This is a genomic window from Pseudomonas sp. LS2P72, from assembly GCF_054897865.1.
In genome coordinates this window covers 1,984,018-2,000,199 of record NZ_CM142708.1, presented here as the reverse complement: position 1 = coordinate 2,000,199, position 16,182 = coordinate 1,984,018, and the positions used below count along the sequence as shown (strand labels likewise).

At 59.0% G+C, this 16,182-nt stretch carries 16 protein-coding genes; 7 read left to right on the top strand and 9 right to left on the bottom strand.

The annotated features are described in order from the left end of the window. Positions 1 to 13 precede the first annotated feature (13 nt). Both ACYZUA_RS09275 and ACYZUA_RS09270 read right to left on the bottom strand, forming a co-directional pair. The gene (locus tag ACYZUA_RS09275) at positions 14 to 769 is read right to left on the bottom strand and encodes a TPM domain-containing protein (RefSeq protein WP_461962840.1); all 756 of its coding nucleotides are present in this window, start codon (positions 767 to 769) and stop codon (positions 14 to 16) included. 43 nt (positions 770 to 812) lie between these two features. Next, complete coding sequence (locus tag ACYZUA_RS09270; RefSeq protein WP_076030017.1) at positions 813 to 1,424, bottom strand: LemA family protein; 612 nt, start codon at positions 1,422 to 1,424, stop codon at positions 813 to 815. 237 nt (positions 1,425 to 1,661) lie between these two features. Between ACYZUA_RS09270 and bglX the strand changes: the two genes are divergently transcribed. After that, the gene (gene bglX, locus ACYZUA_RS09265; RefSeq protein ID WP_461962838.1) at positions 1,662 to 3,953 is read left to right on the top strand and encodes a beta-glucosidase BglX; all 2,292 of its coding nucleotides are present in this window, start codon (positions 1,662 to 1,664) and stop codon (positions 3,951 to 3,953) included. A gap of 140 nt (positions 3,954 to 4,093) precedes the next feature. On the opposite strand, the gene ACYZUA_RS09260 is transcribed toward bglX, so the two are convergent. The 5 genes from ACYZUA_RS09260 to ACYZUA_RS09240 all read right to left on the bottom strand — a co-directional run bounded on the left by ACYZUA_RS09260 (position 4,094) and on the right by ACYZUA_RS09240 (position 8,540). Then, positions 4,094 to 5,251: a phospholipase D-like domain-containing protein gene (locus tag ACYZUA_RS09260; protein ID WP_461962837.1), complete on the bottom strand. Its 1,158-nt coding sequence runs from the start codon at positions 5,249 to 5,251 to the stop codon at positions 4,094 to 4,096. Position 5,252: 1 nt separating this feature from the next. Further along, positions 5,253 to 5,843 carry a YceI family protein gene (locus tag ACYZUA_RS09255; protein WP_461962836.1) on the bottom strand — a complete coding sequence of 197 codons (591 nt, stop codon included), beginning with the start codon at positions 5,841 to 5,843 and terminating at the stop codon, positions 5,253 to 5,255. A 240-nt stretch (positions 5,844 to 6,083) separates the two neighbouring features. Beyond that, positions 6,084 to 6,413 carry an amidase gene (locus tag ACYZUA_RS09250; protein WP_461962835.1) on the bottom strand — a complete coding sequence of 110 codons (330 nt, stop codon included), beginning with the start codon at positions 6,411 to 6,413 and terminating at the stop codon, positions 6,084 to 6,086. After that, complete coding sequence (locus ACYZUA_RS09245) at positions 6,410 to 7,504, bottom strand: serine hydrolase domain-containing protein (protein WP_461962834.1); 1,095 nt, start codon at positions 7,502 to 7,504, stop codon at positions 6,410 to 6,412. The genes ACYZUA_RS09250 and ACYZUA_RS09245 overlap by 4 nt, the downstream gene beginning before the upstream one ends. A gap of 157 nt (positions 7,505 to 7,661) precedes the next feature. Beyond that, complete coding sequence (locus ACYZUA_RS09240; RefSeq protein WP_461962833.1) at positions 7,662 to 8,540, bottom strand: acyl-CoA dehydrogenase middle domain-containing protein; 879 nt, start codon at positions 8,538 to 8,540, stop codon at positions 7,662 to 7,664. A 154-nt stretch (positions 8,541 to 8,694) separates the two neighbouring features. On the opposite strand from ACYZUA_RS09240, the gene olsB reads away from it, so the two are divergent. Next, the gene (gene olsB / locus ACYZUA_RS09235) at positions 8,695 to 9,450 is read left to right on the top strand and encodes an L-ornithine N(alpha)-acyltransferase (RefSeq protein ID WP_149629023.1); all 756 of its coding nucleotides are present in this window, start codon (positions 8,695 to 8,697) and stop codon (positions 9,448 to 9,450) included. Then, positions 9,450 to 10,241 (top strand): lysophospholipid acyltransferase family protein, encoded by a 792-nt coding sequence (locus ACYZUA_RS09230; protein WP_461962832.1) that lies wholly within the window; start codon positions 9,450 to 9,452, stop codon positions 10,239 to 10,241. Before olsB ends, ACYZUA_RS09230 begins: the two co-directional genes overlap by 1 nt. 122 nt (positions 10,242 to 10,363) lie before the next feature. Here ACYZUA_RS09230 and ACYZUA_RS09225 read toward each other — a convergent pair whose 3' ends face one another. Next, the gene (locus ACYZUA_RS09225; protein ID WP_461962830.1) at positions 10,364 to 10,942 is read right to left on the bottom strand and encodes an acyl carrier protein phosphodiesterase; all 579 of its coding nucleotides are present in this window, start codon (positions 10,940 to 10,942) and stop codon (positions 10,364 to 10,366) included. A 155-nt stretch (positions 10,943 to 11,097) separates the two neighbouring features. Between ACYZUA_RS09225 and ACYZUA_RS09220 the strand changes: the two genes are divergently transcribed. From ACYZUA_RS09220 to ACYZUA_RS09205, 4 genes are all read left to right on the top strand, one after another. Continuing rightward, positions 11,098 to 11,418, top strand: coding sequence for an ArsR/SmtB family transcription factor (locus ACYZUA_RS09220; protein WP_347802846.1), 321 nt, complete (start codon positions 11,098 to 11,100; stop codon positions 11,416 to 11,418). A gap of 2 nt (positions 11,419 to 11,420) precedes the next feature. After that, positions 11,421 to 12,587, top strand: coding sequence for an MFS transporter (locus tag ACYZUA_RS09215; RefSeq protein WP_461962829.1), 1,167 nt, complete (start codon positions 11,421 to 11,423; stop codon positions 12,585 to 12,587). A gap of 21 nt (positions 12,588 to 12,608) precedes the next feature. Further along, the gene (locus ACYZUA_RS09210) at positions 12,609 to 13,658 is read left to right on the top strand and encodes an alkene reductase (protein WP_461962827.1); all 1,050 of its coding nucleotides are present in this window, start codon (positions 12,609 to 12,611) and stop codon (positions 13,656 to 13,658) included. A gap of 286 nt (positions 13,659 to 13,944) precedes the next feature. Next, on the top strand, positions 13,945 to 15,045 hold the full coding sequence (locus tag ACYZUA_RS09205) for a hypothetical protein (protein WP_461962826.1): 1,101 nt from the start codon (positions 13,945 to 13,947) through the stop codon (positions 15,043 to 15,045). A 296-nt stretch (positions 15,046 to 15,341) separates the two neighbouring features. Here the strand turns inward: ACYZUA_RS09205 and emhR are convergent, their stop codons facing one another. Next, entirely contained in the window at positions 15,342 to 15,980 is a 639-nt protein-coding gene (emhR, locus tag ACYZUA_RS09200; protein WP_461962825.1) for an efflux system transcriptional repressor EmhR, read from the bottom strand. Between the last annotated feature and the right edge of the window lie 202 nt (positions 15,981 to 16,182).

Here is a 16,182-nt window from a genome sequence, read left to right as displayed (position 1 = left end):
TATTGTTGTGTGATCACCAGCCGCCCGATGAACCGCCGCCCCCGAAACTGCCCCCGCCGCCGCTGAAGCCCCCGCCTCCACCGCCGCCGCCAAAACCTCCACCGCCGAAACCGCCGCTCGAACCGCCTCGACCACCGCCGCCGCTGGGCAGGATCCCGAGCATCTGGCAGACAAACATCGTCAGGATGAACAGCATCACCAGAAACACGAAGATCCCCGGATGCCGTGAGACGAAGTCGCTTTCCTGATTGCCGCCGGAGTCATACACCGTGGACGGTTCATCCAGCGGATTGCCGCCCAGCACCACGAGCATTGCCGCGACCCCGTCGCTGATGCCCTTGCTGAAGTTGCCGGTCTTGAACGCCGGGGTGATCACCTGATTGATGATCACCGAGCTCTGCGCATCGGTCAGCCGATCTTCCAGGCCATAACCGACTTCAATCCGCAGCTTGCGATCGTCACGCGCAACGATCAGCAGTGCGCCAGTGTTCTTGTCCTTCTGGCCGATGCCCCAGTAGCGCCCCAGTTGATAACCGAAGTCCGCAATGTCGGTGCCCTGCAAATCCGGCAACGTGACCACCACCAGCTGCTCGCCGGTGGATTTTTCATGGGCCTGAAGCTGTTGCGTCAGTTGCTCACGCACCGCGGGCTCGATCATCTGGGCGTTATCGACCACCCGCCCGGTCAGCTCCGGAAACTTCAACGCAGCCTGGGCCGTCAGGGCAAACACCCAGAGCAACAGCATCAGGCCAACTTTCAACACACGCATTGGCAACCTCATCCGTGGTGGAGCTTTAAAACCGTCCCGGCGCTTACTGGAACTTCACTTGAGGCGCTTTTTCCGCATCGGGGCTGGTGGCCTCGAACGTTTCGCGGATCGGCAAATCGCTGTACATCACGGTGTGCCACAGGCGACCGGGGAAGGTACGCAGTTCCGTGTTGTATTTCTGCACGGCGAGGATGAAGTCCCGACGCGCCACGGCAATGCGGTTCTCGGTGCCTTCAAGCTGCGATTGCAACGCCAGGAAGTTCTGGTTGGCCTTGAGGTCCGGGTAACGCTCGGACACCACCATCAAACGGCTCAAGGCGCCGGTCAACTGATCCTGGGCCTGCTGGAACTGCTTGAGCTTTTCTGGATTGTCCAGCGTGCTGGCGTCCACCTGAATCGACGTGGCCTTGGCCCGGGCTTCAATCACCGCGGTCAGGGTTTCCTGCTCATGCTGTGCGTAGCCCTTGACGGTTTCCACCAGGTTAGGAATCAGGTCGGCGCGGCGCTGGTACTGGTTCTGCACCTGGCCCCAGGCAGCCTTGGCCTGTTCGTCGAGGGTCGGGATCGTGTTGATCCCGCAGCCGGCCAGCAGTGTGGTCAGCAACATCAAGGCTGCAACCTGCAGGCTCGACCGATAGTGGTGTCGTACATTCATCTGGTTGATGCTCCCTTGCACATACCGTTGAAAAACAACCTTCGAACTTTGAACCCGGCTCTTGGGGCATAATCTGCCGCCGCCACTGGATTGCATCGAGCCAATGGGCTAAAAGATGCCCCAGCGCGAAAACACGCAGAAGTGTGCTGCATTTACCTGAACAACAATAGTCGCTCCCTAAATTTTGGCTGACCGGCGTCGTATTCACTGCCGTTTAGGCTTTAGAGAAAACCATTCATGAAGAAGCTGTGTTTGCTGGGCCTGTTCGTCAGCCTGGCCAGTCATAACGTATTGGCCGCCACGACCCCCGCACCAATGGAAAACAAGGATGCGTTCATCAGCAACCTGATGAAGCAGATGACCCTTGATGAAAAAATCGGCCAGTTGCGCCTGATCAGCATCGGCCCGGAAATGCCACGGGAGATGATCCGCAAGGAAATCGCCGCCGGCAACATCGGTGGCACGTTCAATTCGATCACCCGCCCGGAAAACCGTCCGATGCAGGACGCGGCCATGCGCAGCCGGCTGAAGATCCCGATGTTCTTCGCCTATGACGTGATCCACGGCCACCGCACCATTTTCCCGATTCCGATAGCCCTGGCCTCAAGCTGGGACATGGACGCCATCGGCGTGTCCGGGCGCATCGCCGCCAAGGAAGCCGCGGCAGACAGCCTCGACATCACCTTCGCGCCGATGGTCGACATCTCCCGCGACCCGCGTTGGGGCCGGACGTCCGAAGGCTTCGGTGAAGACACGTACCTGGTGTCGCGCATCGCCGGCGTGATGGTCAAAGCCTTCCAGGGCACCGGCGCGAACGCGGCCGACAGCATCATGGCCAGCGTCAAGCACTTCGCCCTGTACGGCGCGGTCGAGGGCGGACGCGACTACAACGTCGTCGACATGAGCCCGGTCAAGATGTTCCAGGACTACCTGCCACCGTACCGTGCGGCTATCGACGCCGGTGCTGGCGGGGTAATGGTCGCGCTGAACTCGATCAACGGCGTACCGGCCACCGCCAACACTTGGCTGATGAACGACCTGTTGCGCAAGCAATGGGGCTTCAAAGGCCTGGCCGTCAGCGACCACGGGGCGATTTTCGAGCTGATCAAACACGGCGTCGCCCGTGACGGTCGCGAAGCCGCGAAGCTGGCGATCAAGGCCGGCATCGACATGAGCATGAACGACACCCTCTACGGCAAAGAGCTGCCGGGGCTGTTGAAGGCCGGAGAGATCCAGCAAAGCGACATCGACAACGCCGTGCGTGAAGTGCTTGCCGCCAAGTACGACATGGGCCTGTTCAAGGACCCGTACCTGCGCATCGGCAAGGCTGAAGATGATCCGGCCGACACGTATGCCGAAAGCCGCCTGCACCGCGCCGAGGCCCGTGATGTCGCGCGCCGCAGCATGGTGTTGCTGAAGAACCAGGGCGAAACCCTGCCGTTGAAGAAAACCGCGAAAATCGCCCTGGTCGGCCCGCTGGCCAAGGCGCCGATCGACATGATGGGCAGCTGGGCCGCCGCTGGCCGTCCGACGCAATCGGTGACCCTGTTCGACGGCATGACCACTGCACTGGGCGCGCAATCGACGCTGATCTACGCCCGTGGCGCCAACATCACCAGCGACAAGAAGGTCCTGGATTACCTGAACTTCCTCAACTTCGACGCACCTGAAGTGGTGGACGATCCGCGTTCGGCCCAAGTGCTGATCGATGAAGCGGTGAAAGCCGCCAAGGATGCCGATGTGGTGGTGGCAGCGGTGGGCGAGTCCCGCGGCATGTCCCACGAATCGTCGAGTCGCACCGACCTGAACATCCCGGCCAACCAGCGCGATTTGATCAAGGCGCTGAAGGCCACCGGCAAACCGTTGGTGCTGGTGTTGATGAACGGCCGTCCGCTGTCGATTCTCGAAGAGAAGGAACAGGCTGACGCGATTCTGGAAACCTGGTTCAGCGGCACCGAAGGCGGCAATGCCATCGCCGACGTGCTGTTCGGCGACTACAACCCGTCGGGCAAATTGCCAATCACCTTCCCGCGTTCGGTAGGCCAGATTCCGACCTACTACAACCACCTGAGCATTGGCCGGCCGTTCACGCCGGGCAAACCGGGCAACTACACCTCGCAGTATTTCGATGACACTACAGGGCCGCTGTTCCCGTTTGGCTTCGGCCTGAGCTACACCGATTTCAGCCTGAGCAACATGGCGCTGTCGTCTTCCACGCTGAACAAAACCGGCAAGCTCGACGCCAGCGTCATGGTGAAAAACACCGGCAAGCGTGACGGCGAAACCGTGGTGCAGTTGTACATCCAGGACGTGACCGGCTCAATGATCCGTCCGATCAAGGAACTGAAGAACTTCCAGAAAGTCATGCTCAAGGCCGGCGAACAGAAAGTCGTGCGCTTCACCATCACCGAGGATGACCTGAAGTTCTACAACACCCAGCTCAAGTTCGCTGCCGAGCCGGGCAAGTTCAATGTGGAGATCGGCCTGGATTCACAGGACGTGACGCAACAGAGCTTCGAACTGCTGTAACCGCCCAAACACCGCAAAAACCTGTGGGAGCGAGCCTGCTCGCGAAAGCATTTTGTCATTCAACATTGATGTTGTATGACACTCCGCCTTCGCGAGCAGGCTCGCTCCCACAGTGGTTTTGGGGTGTTGCGCAAATTGGCTCAGCCCCGTCGATCCAGAAGATTCACCACCAACCGATCTACCCATCCCCAAACCCGTTGCTTTACCCGCCGCCACAGCGGCCGGCGTTGCCATGCTTCCAGGCTGACTTCCTGGCTCTGCGCAAAGTCCCTCTCGAAACTCGCCGCCACCGCCCGCGTCAGTCCAGGGTCCAGCGCTTCAAGGTTGGCTTCCAGGTTGAAGCGCAGATTCCAGTGATCGAAATTGCACGAGCCGATGCTCACCCAGTCGTCGATCAGGACCATTTTCAAGTGCAGGAAACACGGCTGGTATTCGAAGATCGTCACCCCGGCCTTGAGCAATCGCGGGTAGTAGCGATGCCCGGCATAGCGCACCGACGGGTGATCGGTGCGTGGCCCGGTCAGCAGCAGGCGCACATCGACACCTCGGGCGGCAGCCCGGCGCAGTGATCGGCGGACTTTCCAGGTCGGCAGGAAATACGGCGTCGCCAGCCAGATCCGCTGCTGGCCGCTGTTCAACGCGCGAGTCAACGATTGCAGGATGTCCCGGTGCTGGCGGGCGTCGGCATAGGCGACCCGGCCCATGCCCTCGCCCATGGACGGCACCCGTGGCAGACGCGGCAAGCCGAAATGCGAAGCGGGTTTCCAGGCGCGCCGATGCCGGTTGGCGATCCATTGGCGGTCGAACAGCAACTGCCAGTCGATGACCAGGGGACCGCTGATTTCCACCATGACTTCGTGCCATTCGCTGGTGTCTTCGCCCGGCGTCCAGAATTCGTCGGTCACCCCGGTGCCGCCCACCACGGCCATGCTCTGATCGACCAGCAACAGCTTGCGGTGATCGCGGTAGAAGTTGCCCAACCAGCGCCGCCAGCTAAGACGATTGTAAAAACGCAGCTCCACGCCCGCCGCTATCAAACGCTGACGCAAGTTCAGGGTGAACGCGAGGCTGCCGTAATCATCGAACAGGCAGCGCACGCGCACGCCACGTTCGGCAGCCTGGACCAACGCCTGAACCATCGCCTCGGCACAGGCACCCGCCTCCACCAGGTACAGCTCCAGTTCGACCTGCTCTTCGGCGCGGGCAATCGCTACCAACATTCGTGGAAAAAACTGCGGACCGTCGATCAACAGTTCAAAACGGTTGCCTTCACGCCAGGGGAAAATCGCGCCGGCCATGTCAGCGCGCCGTGAAAATCAATACCGCACCCACCGGCACCGACAAACTGATGGCCGACAAACCGGCGACCTTGCGCAAATTTTCCAGGCCGGGGGCCAGGTCAAAATCCGCCGCGTTGATCACTAACGGCTCGAGTGTCACCACCTGGAAGCGCCGGTCATCGAGACGAGTCGCCAGCAGTTCGGCATTGTATTCGTGTTGTTTGCCATGGAGGTTGACGGTCAGCGGCAGGCGCAATTCAAGTTGCGCACCGGGTGCGAGGTCGTTGATCGGCCGCAGATCGATCTGCGCGGTGATCAGCGCTTCGGGGAAGGTCGGGATTTCAAACAGGTCCTTGCGCATGCGTTCATCGCGCAACGGAATGCCACTGTTGACCGATTCCAGCTCGACTTCCACCTCGGCCAGGCCTTTGGGATCGACCTTACCGTGCAGCACCAGAAAGCGTTGCACTTCTGAAATGTTGACGTTTTTGGTGCTGACGAACGACAAGCGCGAGGACTCGCCATCCAGATACCAATTGGCATGCGCCGACAGGGCGGCACCGGCCAGCAGCAGGAAGGCGAGGGTTTTGCAGAGGAAGCGGTTGAACATAGAGACTCGTGGGGCAGATAAACCTGCACGAACCTTAACCGCCCGTGAGCCAATTGCAAACTTGTGTAGCAGCATTGTGGCGAGGGGATTTATCCCCGTTGCGCTGCGAAGCAGTGCAAAAACCTGCAGGCGAGTTTTTGTCTGATTCACCAAGGGCGCTGAGTTTGCGACTGCTTCGCAGCCGAACGGGGCGGTGCGACGTTTCGATAAATCCCCTCGCCACAAACACCATCGCCGTAGTTAAGGTGATAGGCGGCAGCCTTGACGCTCGCCGACCCAGTTGGCGCTGTTGCTGCGGCCCATGCCACTGACGGTGACACGCTTGCTGGCGGCGTCATCGGTAAAGCCACTGCTCGGCAGCCACTGCTTCACATAGCCATGGCAGTACTCGACGTCGTTATTCATCACGTAACGGCACGAACAATATTCCTTGGCGGTGTAGGCGCTGATGATGTCCGGGAACGCCCACAGCGCCACGCGTTCCTGCCAGATCCAGCCGAGCAAGGCGATCAGCAGGATCAACAACAGCGTGCTGAACGGTCGGCGACGAACAAGGCTATGGCTGTTCATGGCCGCACCTTCGCGGCAAATGCCTTGAGCGCAAGCTTGAGCAAATCGTTGTGCCGGTAGCTGCCGTCGCGGTCATCGCCGTAACGCACGATCACCAGGTTTTCGCTGGGAATCACGTACATCGCCTGCCCCCAATGACCCAGCGCGGCGAAGGTGTCGACGGGTGCATCGGGCCAGGGTTTTACCGCGCCATCCGCTGCTCGATTGAGCCACCAATGGCCGCCGGGCACGGCGTCGTCTTGATTGGCTTGATAGCGGGCGAACGGTTCGCGGTTGAAGGTGACCCAGTCCCTGGGCAGCAATTGCCGCTCGCCCCAACGACCGTCGCGGGCCATCAGCAGACCAACTCGGGCCAGATCCCTGGCGGTGAGGTAGGCATAGGACGAAGCGACGAAGGTCCCCGTGGCATCGCTTTCCCAAACGGCGTGGCGAATCCCCAAAGGCTCGAACAAAGCAGTCCATGGATAGTCCGGATAACGGCTCGGGCCGACGATGGTTTTCAGTGCGGCGGACAACAGATTGCTGTCGCCACTGGAGTAACGGAATGCCTCACCGGGTTTGGCGTATTCAGCGTGATCGGCGGTGAACGCGGCGATGTCCGGGTGACCGCGGGTGTAGAGCATCGCGACCACCGAGGATTTCAACGGCGCGTATTCATAGTCTTCCTGCCAGTCCAGGCCCGAGGCCCAGTACAGCAGGTCAACCATGGTCATCGTCGGGTGTTTTTCCAGCGGTGGATAAAATGTCTGCACCGGGTCCTGGAGTTTGAACAGACCTTCGCCATAGGCCACGCCGAGGACCGTGGCCATCAGGCTTTTGCTGATGGACCAGGTCAGGTGCGGGGTGTCGGCGGTGGTCGGGCCGGCGTAGCGTTCGTAGATCAGTTGGCCGTCGCGGATCACCAACAAGGCATCGGTGCGGATGCCTTTTCGAGCGTTGTCATCGCGAGGTGGGAAGGCGTAAGTCTCCAGCGCTTCAAGCGCCGGCCCGGTGACGGTCGGGCCGGTCGGCCATTGCTCGGCAGGCCAGTATTCGGCGTGGGCCGTGAGGCTGAGCAACAGCATAAGAACCAGGAACAAGCCTTTGGACATGGTTGGGGCTCGGAAAGATTGGCCTGCTGAGCCTAGTTGAGCTTGATGACAGTTTTGAAATTTGCGGCACCCATGAGGCCGCCATCGCGGGCAAGCCTTGCTCCTACGAGGACCGTGCAATACCTGTAGGAGCAAGGCTTGCCCGCGATGAGGCCCGTCAGATCGCCGCCAACGCCTTGGCCAACCGCTTCCCCCGCGCACCCGCCGCCAAATCCATCACGCCCTGATCGCGTTGCCACATCGCCGCCCAATGCGGCGGACCATCGGCCAGTGCCTGAGCCACCTCAGCCTTGAGCCCATCGAACTGCGCAAACAAGCCACCGAGCAACACATGCCCGGACGGATTATTCGGCGCCTGCCGGCTGACTTCCGCACACCCGGCCAGCAGCGCCAGCAACCGCAGTTGCAAGGCTTGCGGCCAGTGGCTGTCCTGACCGACGCCGTACAGCCAGGCGGTCATGGCGCTCAGCACGTAGATGTCTTCAAGGGTGCGAAACGGTTTGATGTAAGCATCCCAACCATCCCCCGCCAACAGTTCGCACTGAGCGTTATCGAGAAACAGCCGGCCATGGCTGATGTCTGGCATCAGCGGGATTGCCGGTAACTTTTCCAGACGCACGCCCGGTTCATCGGGATAGACCACCGCCAGACTCAGGCGCGGTTTTTCGTCGGGAGCTTCACTGCGGGCCGCGATCAGCAGCCAATCGGCGGCATCGCCTGCGGTGACAAAATCCTTGCGCCCGCTCAGACGCAAATCGTGCAGGCGGGTCTGCATGTCCGCCACCCGCAGGCTGCGCTGTTCGGTCGCGCACAAGGCGCCGAGGCTCAGCGGCGCGCTCGGCCAGAGCATGCGCAACGCCGCCTGATAGCCCACCAGAAACGCCAGGCCCGGGGTCGACATCAAACGCCCGCCGGCCACCGCCAGTTCGAACGGCGTGACGTTGCCCAACTGGTGCAACAAGGTCGCGAAACCCTCGCCCAGGTCCGGGTTGGTGGGCAGACGATCGTGGCGGCGCAGCAGGTTTTGCCAGGGCATAAGAGGCTCCTCGTGGGCTGTCATATAAGCATCACCAAAGCTTCATGGCGATGACACCGGGGCTACATAGCCTGACTTTGCACAACACGGCTGCATAAAGAAAGTCGATCGGCTGCAACCCAAGACGGGTGACCGGCCCGTACGGAGACTCACAATGACTCAGATCGCCCGCATCAGCGACACCGGCAATGAACGCCGCCTGCAAGCCGAACGCCTGGTGGGCGCCGAGGCCTTGCAGGAAGCCCAGGCCTTGCGCTTCAACGTGTTCAGCGGCGAATTCAACGCCAAGCTGAAAGGCGCGGAGCTGGGTCTGGACATGGATGACTATGATGTTCACTGCGCCCACATCGGCGTGCGTGACTTGAACACCGGGCGTCTGGTGGCGACCACTCGTTTGCTCGACCACACGGCCGCCAGCAGCCTGGGCAAGTTCTACAGCGAAGAAGAATTCAGCCTGCACGGCCTGCTCCATCTGAAAGGCCCGATCCTGGAAATCGGCCGCACTTGCGTCGACCCGGCCTACCGCAACGGCGGCACCATCGCCGTACTCTGGGGCGAACTGGCCGAAGTGCTGAACCAGGGCGGCTACAGCTATTTGATGGGTTGCGCGAGCATCCCGATGCAGGACGGCGGCATTCAGGCCCACGCGATCATGCAGCGCCTGCGCGAACGTTATCTGTGTACAGAACACCTGAGGGCCGAGCCGAAAAAACCGCTGCCGAGCCTCGACATCCCGTCCAACGTCATCGCCGAAATGCCACCGTTGCTCAAGGCTTACATGCGCCTCGGCGCGAAGATCTGCGGCGAGCCGTGCTGGGACGAAGACTTCCAGGTCGCCGATGTGTTCATCCTGCTCAAGCGCGACGAGCTCTGCCCACGTTATGCCAAGCACTTCAAGGCGGCCGTGTGATGAGTCGGTTACGGGTGTACGCGCGGATTGCGCGAGTGTTGGTGGTGGTGGCGCTGGGTTTGAGCATGGCCGGCGTGTTCGGATTGTTCGAACGTTTGGGGATTGCTCATTCGATGGTCCGTCGTCAGCGCTGGTCGCGATTTTTCATGGCGCGCCTGAGCAATGCCCTGCCCTTTCGCGTGACCACGCACGGTGAATTGCCGAAGGCGCCGATGCTCTGGGTCAGCAATCATGTTTCATGGACCGACATTCCGCTGCTGGGCATGCTCACGCCGCTGTCGTTCCTGTCCAAGGCCGAAGTGCGCACCTGGCCGGTGGCGGGCTGGCTGGCGGCCAAGGCCGGCAGTTTGTTCATTCGCCGAGGGTCGGGCGACAGCCAGTTGATTCGCAAACAGATGACCCGTCATCTGGAGCAGGAACATCCGCTGCTGATGTTCCCGGAAGGCACCACCACGGATGGCCGTTCGTTGCGCACTTTCCACGGTCGATTGCTGTCTGCGGCGATCGACTCCGACGTGAAGTTGCAGCCGGTGGCGATTCGTTATCTGCGCGACGGAAAGCTCGATTCACTGGCGCCGTTCATTGGCGATGATGATTTGCTCTCGCACTTGATGCGCTTGTTTGCCAATGATCGGGGTGAGGTGGAGATTCATTTGCTCAAGCCGATCGCATGTGAAGGTCGCGAGCGTGCGGCACTGGCGTTCGAGGCACAGCAAGCGGTGCAGAAGGCGTTGTTTGGGGCGATTCCGGAAAAGCAGGAAGCGCCAATGCGCCCGGCAATTGCGGCCTGACACCCATCCCTGAAAAAACACATATCCATGTGGGAGCGAGCCTGCTCGCGATAGCGACTTAACATTCAATGATGATGTGAATGAAAGACCGCCATCGCGAGCAGGCTCGCTCCCACAATGGTTTATGGCGTTGGATAGTTCTGCGCGAATTCCTGAAGTTGCGGATAGAACAACCGAAAGTCATCGCTCAACGGTTCATACAACACCCGCAATTCCTGCATCGCTGCGGCCAGCGCCTCCGGTCGCGTCAGCCGCCGTGAAATCCCTCGCAGCACCTGCTCAAGCACCACAAATTCCCGATAAGAACCCAACCAGTCATTGGCCATCATGTGCGGCGCGATCTGCGCCAGACGTTCCGGCAATTGCGCCTCGGCGGACAGCACCCGGTACACGCCCGAAGTGAACTGTTCCAGTGGCTGGTCGGAGTAAAGCGTCCAGTCACGCGCCAGGCAATGGTCGAAAAACACGTCAAGCACGATCCCGGCGTAACGCCTGCGGGTCAGGGAAAATCGTGACAACGAGACGTCCACCAACGGATGGCGGTCGGTAAAGACATCGATGCTGCGATGCAGCTGGATGGCCGCTTCGATCTCCGGATCGAACTGCCCTTGCAGCCGCCCTTTGACGAAATCGCCATACAGACTGCCGAGCAATTGACCGGGGCGCTGGCCACCGAGGTGCAGATGTGCGAGATAGTTCATGCCGCGCAGCTTAGCACTACGCCCTACATATCGTTATAACTCGATATACCGAATTACTCGGTCATCAGACCAAAATCATATTGGTATATCGCGAAGTACCGATTTAAAGTTCGCCTCATCGCGATATAGCGTTTTACTCATCACGAGCCCAAACCATGACCATCGACCTCGACGAAATAATAAAAGCCCTGGCACACCCAGTACGCCGAGACATCCTCATCTGGCTGAAAGATCCCAAAGTCCAGTTCCCGGAACAGATCCACAACCACGAGTACGGCATTTGCGCCGGACAGATTGATCAACGCTGCGGCCTGTCGCAGTCGACCGTGTCCGCCCATTTGGCGAACTTGCAACGTGCGGGACTGATCAGCAGCCAGAAAGCCGGTCAATGGCATTTCTTCAAACGCAACGAGGACGTGATTCAGGCGTTCCTCGACGCCATCGTCAAGGAGCTCAGCGCTCCGACAAGGAATTAACAATGCCCCTCTCGCTACTCATTCTGGCCTTGAGCGCCTTCGCCATCGGCACCACCGAGTTCGTCATCATGGGCTTGCTGCCCGATGTGGCAGCCGACCTCGGTGTGTCGATTCCCGGCGCCGGCTGGCTGGTGACCGGTTACGCCCTGGGCGTAGCCATCGGTGCGCCGTTCATGGCACTGGCCACCTCTCGATTGCCGCGCAAGGCCGCGCTGGTAGCGTTGATGGGCATCTTCATCATCGGCAACCTGCTCTGTGCAATGGCGACCGACTACAACGTGCTGATGTTTGCCCGCGTGGTGACCGCCCTCTGCCACGGTGCGTTCTTCGGCATTGGCTCGGTGGTGGCGGCAGGTCTGGTGCCGGCGAACAAGCGCGCTTCGGCCGTGGCATTGATGTTCACCGGCCTGACCCTGGCCAACGTGCTCGGCGTTCCACTGGGCACCGCGCTCGGTCAGGAAGCCGGCTGGCGTTCGACCTTCTGGGCGGTGACCGTGATTGGTGTGATCGCATTGATCGGCCTGATCCGCTTCCTGCCGGCCAAGCGTGATGAAGAGAAACTCGACATGCGCGCCGAACTGCGCGCCCTCAAAGGCGCCGGGATCTGGCTGTCGTTGAGCATGACTGCGTTGTTCGCAGCTTCGGTCTTCACCCTGTTCACCTACGTCGCCCCGCTGCTCGGCGATGTCACTGGCGTCTCGCCCAAAGGCGTGACCTGGACCCTGATGCTCATCGGCCTGGGCCTGACGGTCGGCAACATCATCGGCGGCAAACTGGCAGACAAAAGCATGGCCGCAACGTTGATCGGCGTCTTTATCTCGATGGCCGTGATCTCCACCGTACTGACCTGGACCAGCGTTGCGCTGATCCCGACCGAAATCACCTTGTTCCTCTGGGCCACCGCGTGCTTTGCCGCCGTGCCCGCCCTGCAAGTGAACGTGGTGACCTACGGCAAAGCCGCACCGAACCTGGTGTCGACCCTGAACATCGGCGCTTTCAATATCGGCAACGCACTGGGTGCCTGGGTCGGTGGCAGCGTCATCGCCCACGGTTTCGGCCTGACCAGCGTTCCTCTCGCGGCAGCCGCACTGGCGGTACTCGCCCTGCTGGTGACCCTGATTACTTTCCGTCAGACCGGCAATTCCGAACTGGCCCCTGCTACCAACTGATCTCTACAAGAGAGCTATTTCATGACGACTATTTTCGATCCGATCAAACTGGGCGACCTTGAGTTGGCCAACCGCATCATCATGGCGCCGCTGACCCGCTGCCGCGCCGACGAAGGCCGCGTGCCAAACGCGCTGATGGCCGAGTACTACGTACAACGCGCTTCGGCCGGCCTGATCCTCAGCGAGGCCACTTCGGTCACGCCGATGGGCGTCGGCTACCCGGACACCCCGGGCATCTGGTCCAACGATCAGGTGCGTGGCTGGGCCAACGTGACCAAGGCTATTCACGGCGCAGGCGGCAAGATTTTCCTGCAACTGTGGCACGTCGGCCGTATTTCCCACGGGTTGTACCTGGGCGGTGAAGCGCCGGTCGCACCTAGCGCCATTCAGCCGAAAGGCCATGTCAGCCTGGTTCGCCCACTGGCCGACTTCCCAACCCCACGCGCCCTGGAAACCGCTGAAATCGCCGACATCGTCGACGCCTACCGCGTCGGTGCCGAGAACGCCAAGGCGGCCGGTTTTGACGGTGTGGAAATCCACGGCGCCAACGGTTACCTGCTCGACCAGTTCCTGCAAAGCAGCACCAACCAGCGCACCGACAACTATGGCGGTACCGTGGAAAATCGTGCGCGCCTGTTGCTGGAAGTGACCGATGCCGCGATCGAAGTCTGGGGCGCGGGCCGCGTGGGTGTGCACCTGTCACCCCGTGCCGATCTCCATGACATGGGCGACGACAACCTGTCCGAGACCTTCACTTACGTCGCTCGCGAACTGGGCAAACGTGGCATCGCGTTCATCTGCTCCCGCGAAAAAGAAGATGGCGACAGCCTGGGTCCACAATTGAAAGAAGCATTCGGCGGCCCGTACATCGTCAACGAACGCTTCACCAAAGACAGCGCCAACGCCTGGCTCGCCAGCGGCAAAGCCGATGCGGTGGCCTTCGGCGTGCCGTTCATTGCCAACCCGGACCTGCCGGCACGTTTGAAGGCCGATGCGCCGTTGAACGAGCCACGTCCTGAGCTGTTTTATTCCAAGGGCGCGGTCGGCTACATCGACTACCCGGTGTTGTAAGCGCCCCCCCTTGAAACGCAAAAGCCCCGACTCGAAAGAGCCGGGGCTTTTTTGTCATTCACTACCCAACAATAAAACAACCACTAACATACAACATAAACCCAGATAAAAAAAACGAGCTTGCCTCAACTTAAAATATCCAGCAAACAATACCCTACCTAAAAAACTTGCGACACCGCCCACAAAAAATCATTATCCACTCCGTCGACACACCACCTCACCAACAACAGCAACAGCAACCACTTACACACTTCAACACCAACCCTTATTCAGTAGAGAATAAACAATGAACTACGAACAAGAATCACAACTCATCAAAGAAGAAAAACTTAAAACCCTATACGAAAATCGTAAAATCGCCGATTGGAAAAAATTCAACCAGGGTAAAAACACAATAGAACTATTGGTCTATATCCATAACAACACACCTGAAACAATCCAGCTTACCGAAACAAACTTCGAAGTCGAAGACTTGTCCGAATGTGATATCCCGCCCTACTCCATCGCCTCAATGGGCGCACAGAGTCACTTTAACCACGACAGACTCGGGGCGCTGAGCCCCGGCGACAAAATCTTTATCAAGAAGTTTTTCAAATATGCTGCAGGTGACAAGCAATGTCATTTTGATACACGTATGGTGGTGAAATCCTCGTTCGGCGTTTTTGAGCCCACCCGCACGCCGGTTTGGGATCATCAAGCACGCTCCACAGGCCGAAAACCTCTGATCTGCTCATCCCAATTGAGAGACAGCGATCTCCAAGCGCCTCACAGCTACTGGCTGGATGTCCATATCGGAACGGAACAACCCGGAACCCTGATCGCAAATGCATCACAGACCGATCTGGACAGTATGGAACTGGCAGAACAGACCTACCTGGACAACTTGGAACACAGCGAGTCAGAAGGAAAACTCCCAACCTCCCGTCCTTATATGGACGATTTTAAAGACGCCATATTTGCCAGCCAGGGCACAACAGATATCACCACGACCACCACTGTATTTTTTATTACAAACAATACATCAGAAAACTTCAAACTCATAGACAGCAACATCCATCCAGAGCACTTACACCCAGTAGCGAAACTTCTAAGACCTAAAGAAACCACCTACTTCTGCGAAAAAACCGTGTCCAACTTCCTTGATCCGAGCACCACCGATCAAAATAACAGGGTCCAGGCACAGCGACTTTTCACTTACAGCAATGCCAAGGGCGACCATGTCTCTCAGATCACTACAGATTTTAGACCTGAAACTCCAACTCATGCCAAAACCTGGAATCATAAGGTAGATTCAATCGGCGCTGCTCACGTGAGCTGCTCCTCCACACTGAACAACACATTGAATAGAGCACCTTACAGTTACCTGATAGATATCCAGATCGGATAAACGCTCATCGCGTGAATGTAAAACTGCTCTGCGTGTGTTTTACAACGGTTACCTGGCATTCGCCCAACCACCAGTCCGCGAAGACGAATCAGCGTGTTGCCGTTGATCGGCTACCCGGCGCTCCCGAAACGGGGTCGCTCACATTCGTTCACAGACTCGCACAAATCCCCTACAAAATACGTAGCTCGCTAGCTTTCAACCGAATCAGCATCCGTATATAAAAGCAGCCCATGACGAAAAGGCGAGCAACGAAATGAACCTCTGCTCGCCTAAAATGTTGACACAACCGGATCCAGTTACGCATTTTGACGAAGGCTTGGGCTGAAGCGCAGCATGTCCAGCCCGGTATCGACCCAACGCTCGGCTTCGGCGTGCAGCAAGAAGCTGTCAGGCGCCAGCAGCCATTGGTACAGAATGCCGTCGATGTACGCATGCAGGCTGATGGCTGCGCGGGCCGTATCGAGGTTTTCCGGTAACTGCCCCCGATTGACCGCATTACTCAGGGCCAGGGCGATTCGCACATTGCAATCAAGGCTGACCTCTCGGCGCTGCTGGCGCAGGTCGCACATTTCATCGGTGAATTCGCACTTATGAAACAGAATTTCATTGATGCGTCGGGTTTTCGGGTCCAGGGCAACTTGATGAAACAAATGAATCAGCAGCTTGCGCATGCAGCCGAGGGGGTCGGGTTCATCTTCGCTTTCGCTGGCCTTCGCCATTTCATCCAGCGGCTCCTGCAAGGTATCAAGCATGGCCTGCACCAGGTCCGCCTTGTTGCTGAAATGCCAGTAGATAGCCCCGCGCGTGACCCCGGCCAGGGTAGCGATATCCGCCAGTGTCGTACGCGCAACGCCCCTTTCGTAAAAGGCTTTTTCTGCCGCTTCCAGTATCTGGCTGCGGGTTTCTTGAGCTTCCTCTTTGGTACGACGGACCATGGCAGTACAACCTCAATCAGGATGCTTCAGCGATGTCTGAACATCCGCTGAATAAAAGTGGGGCGAGCGTTCTTGGGCTTCGTCCCCGGCTTACAATTCGAACCCTTGAACGGCTTTTGTAACGGTGTGGATACGCGGTCAAGGTATTTACAAACAACCATGAACGTAAGTATATTCCTTAGCAAGCTACTTATCCACTCAG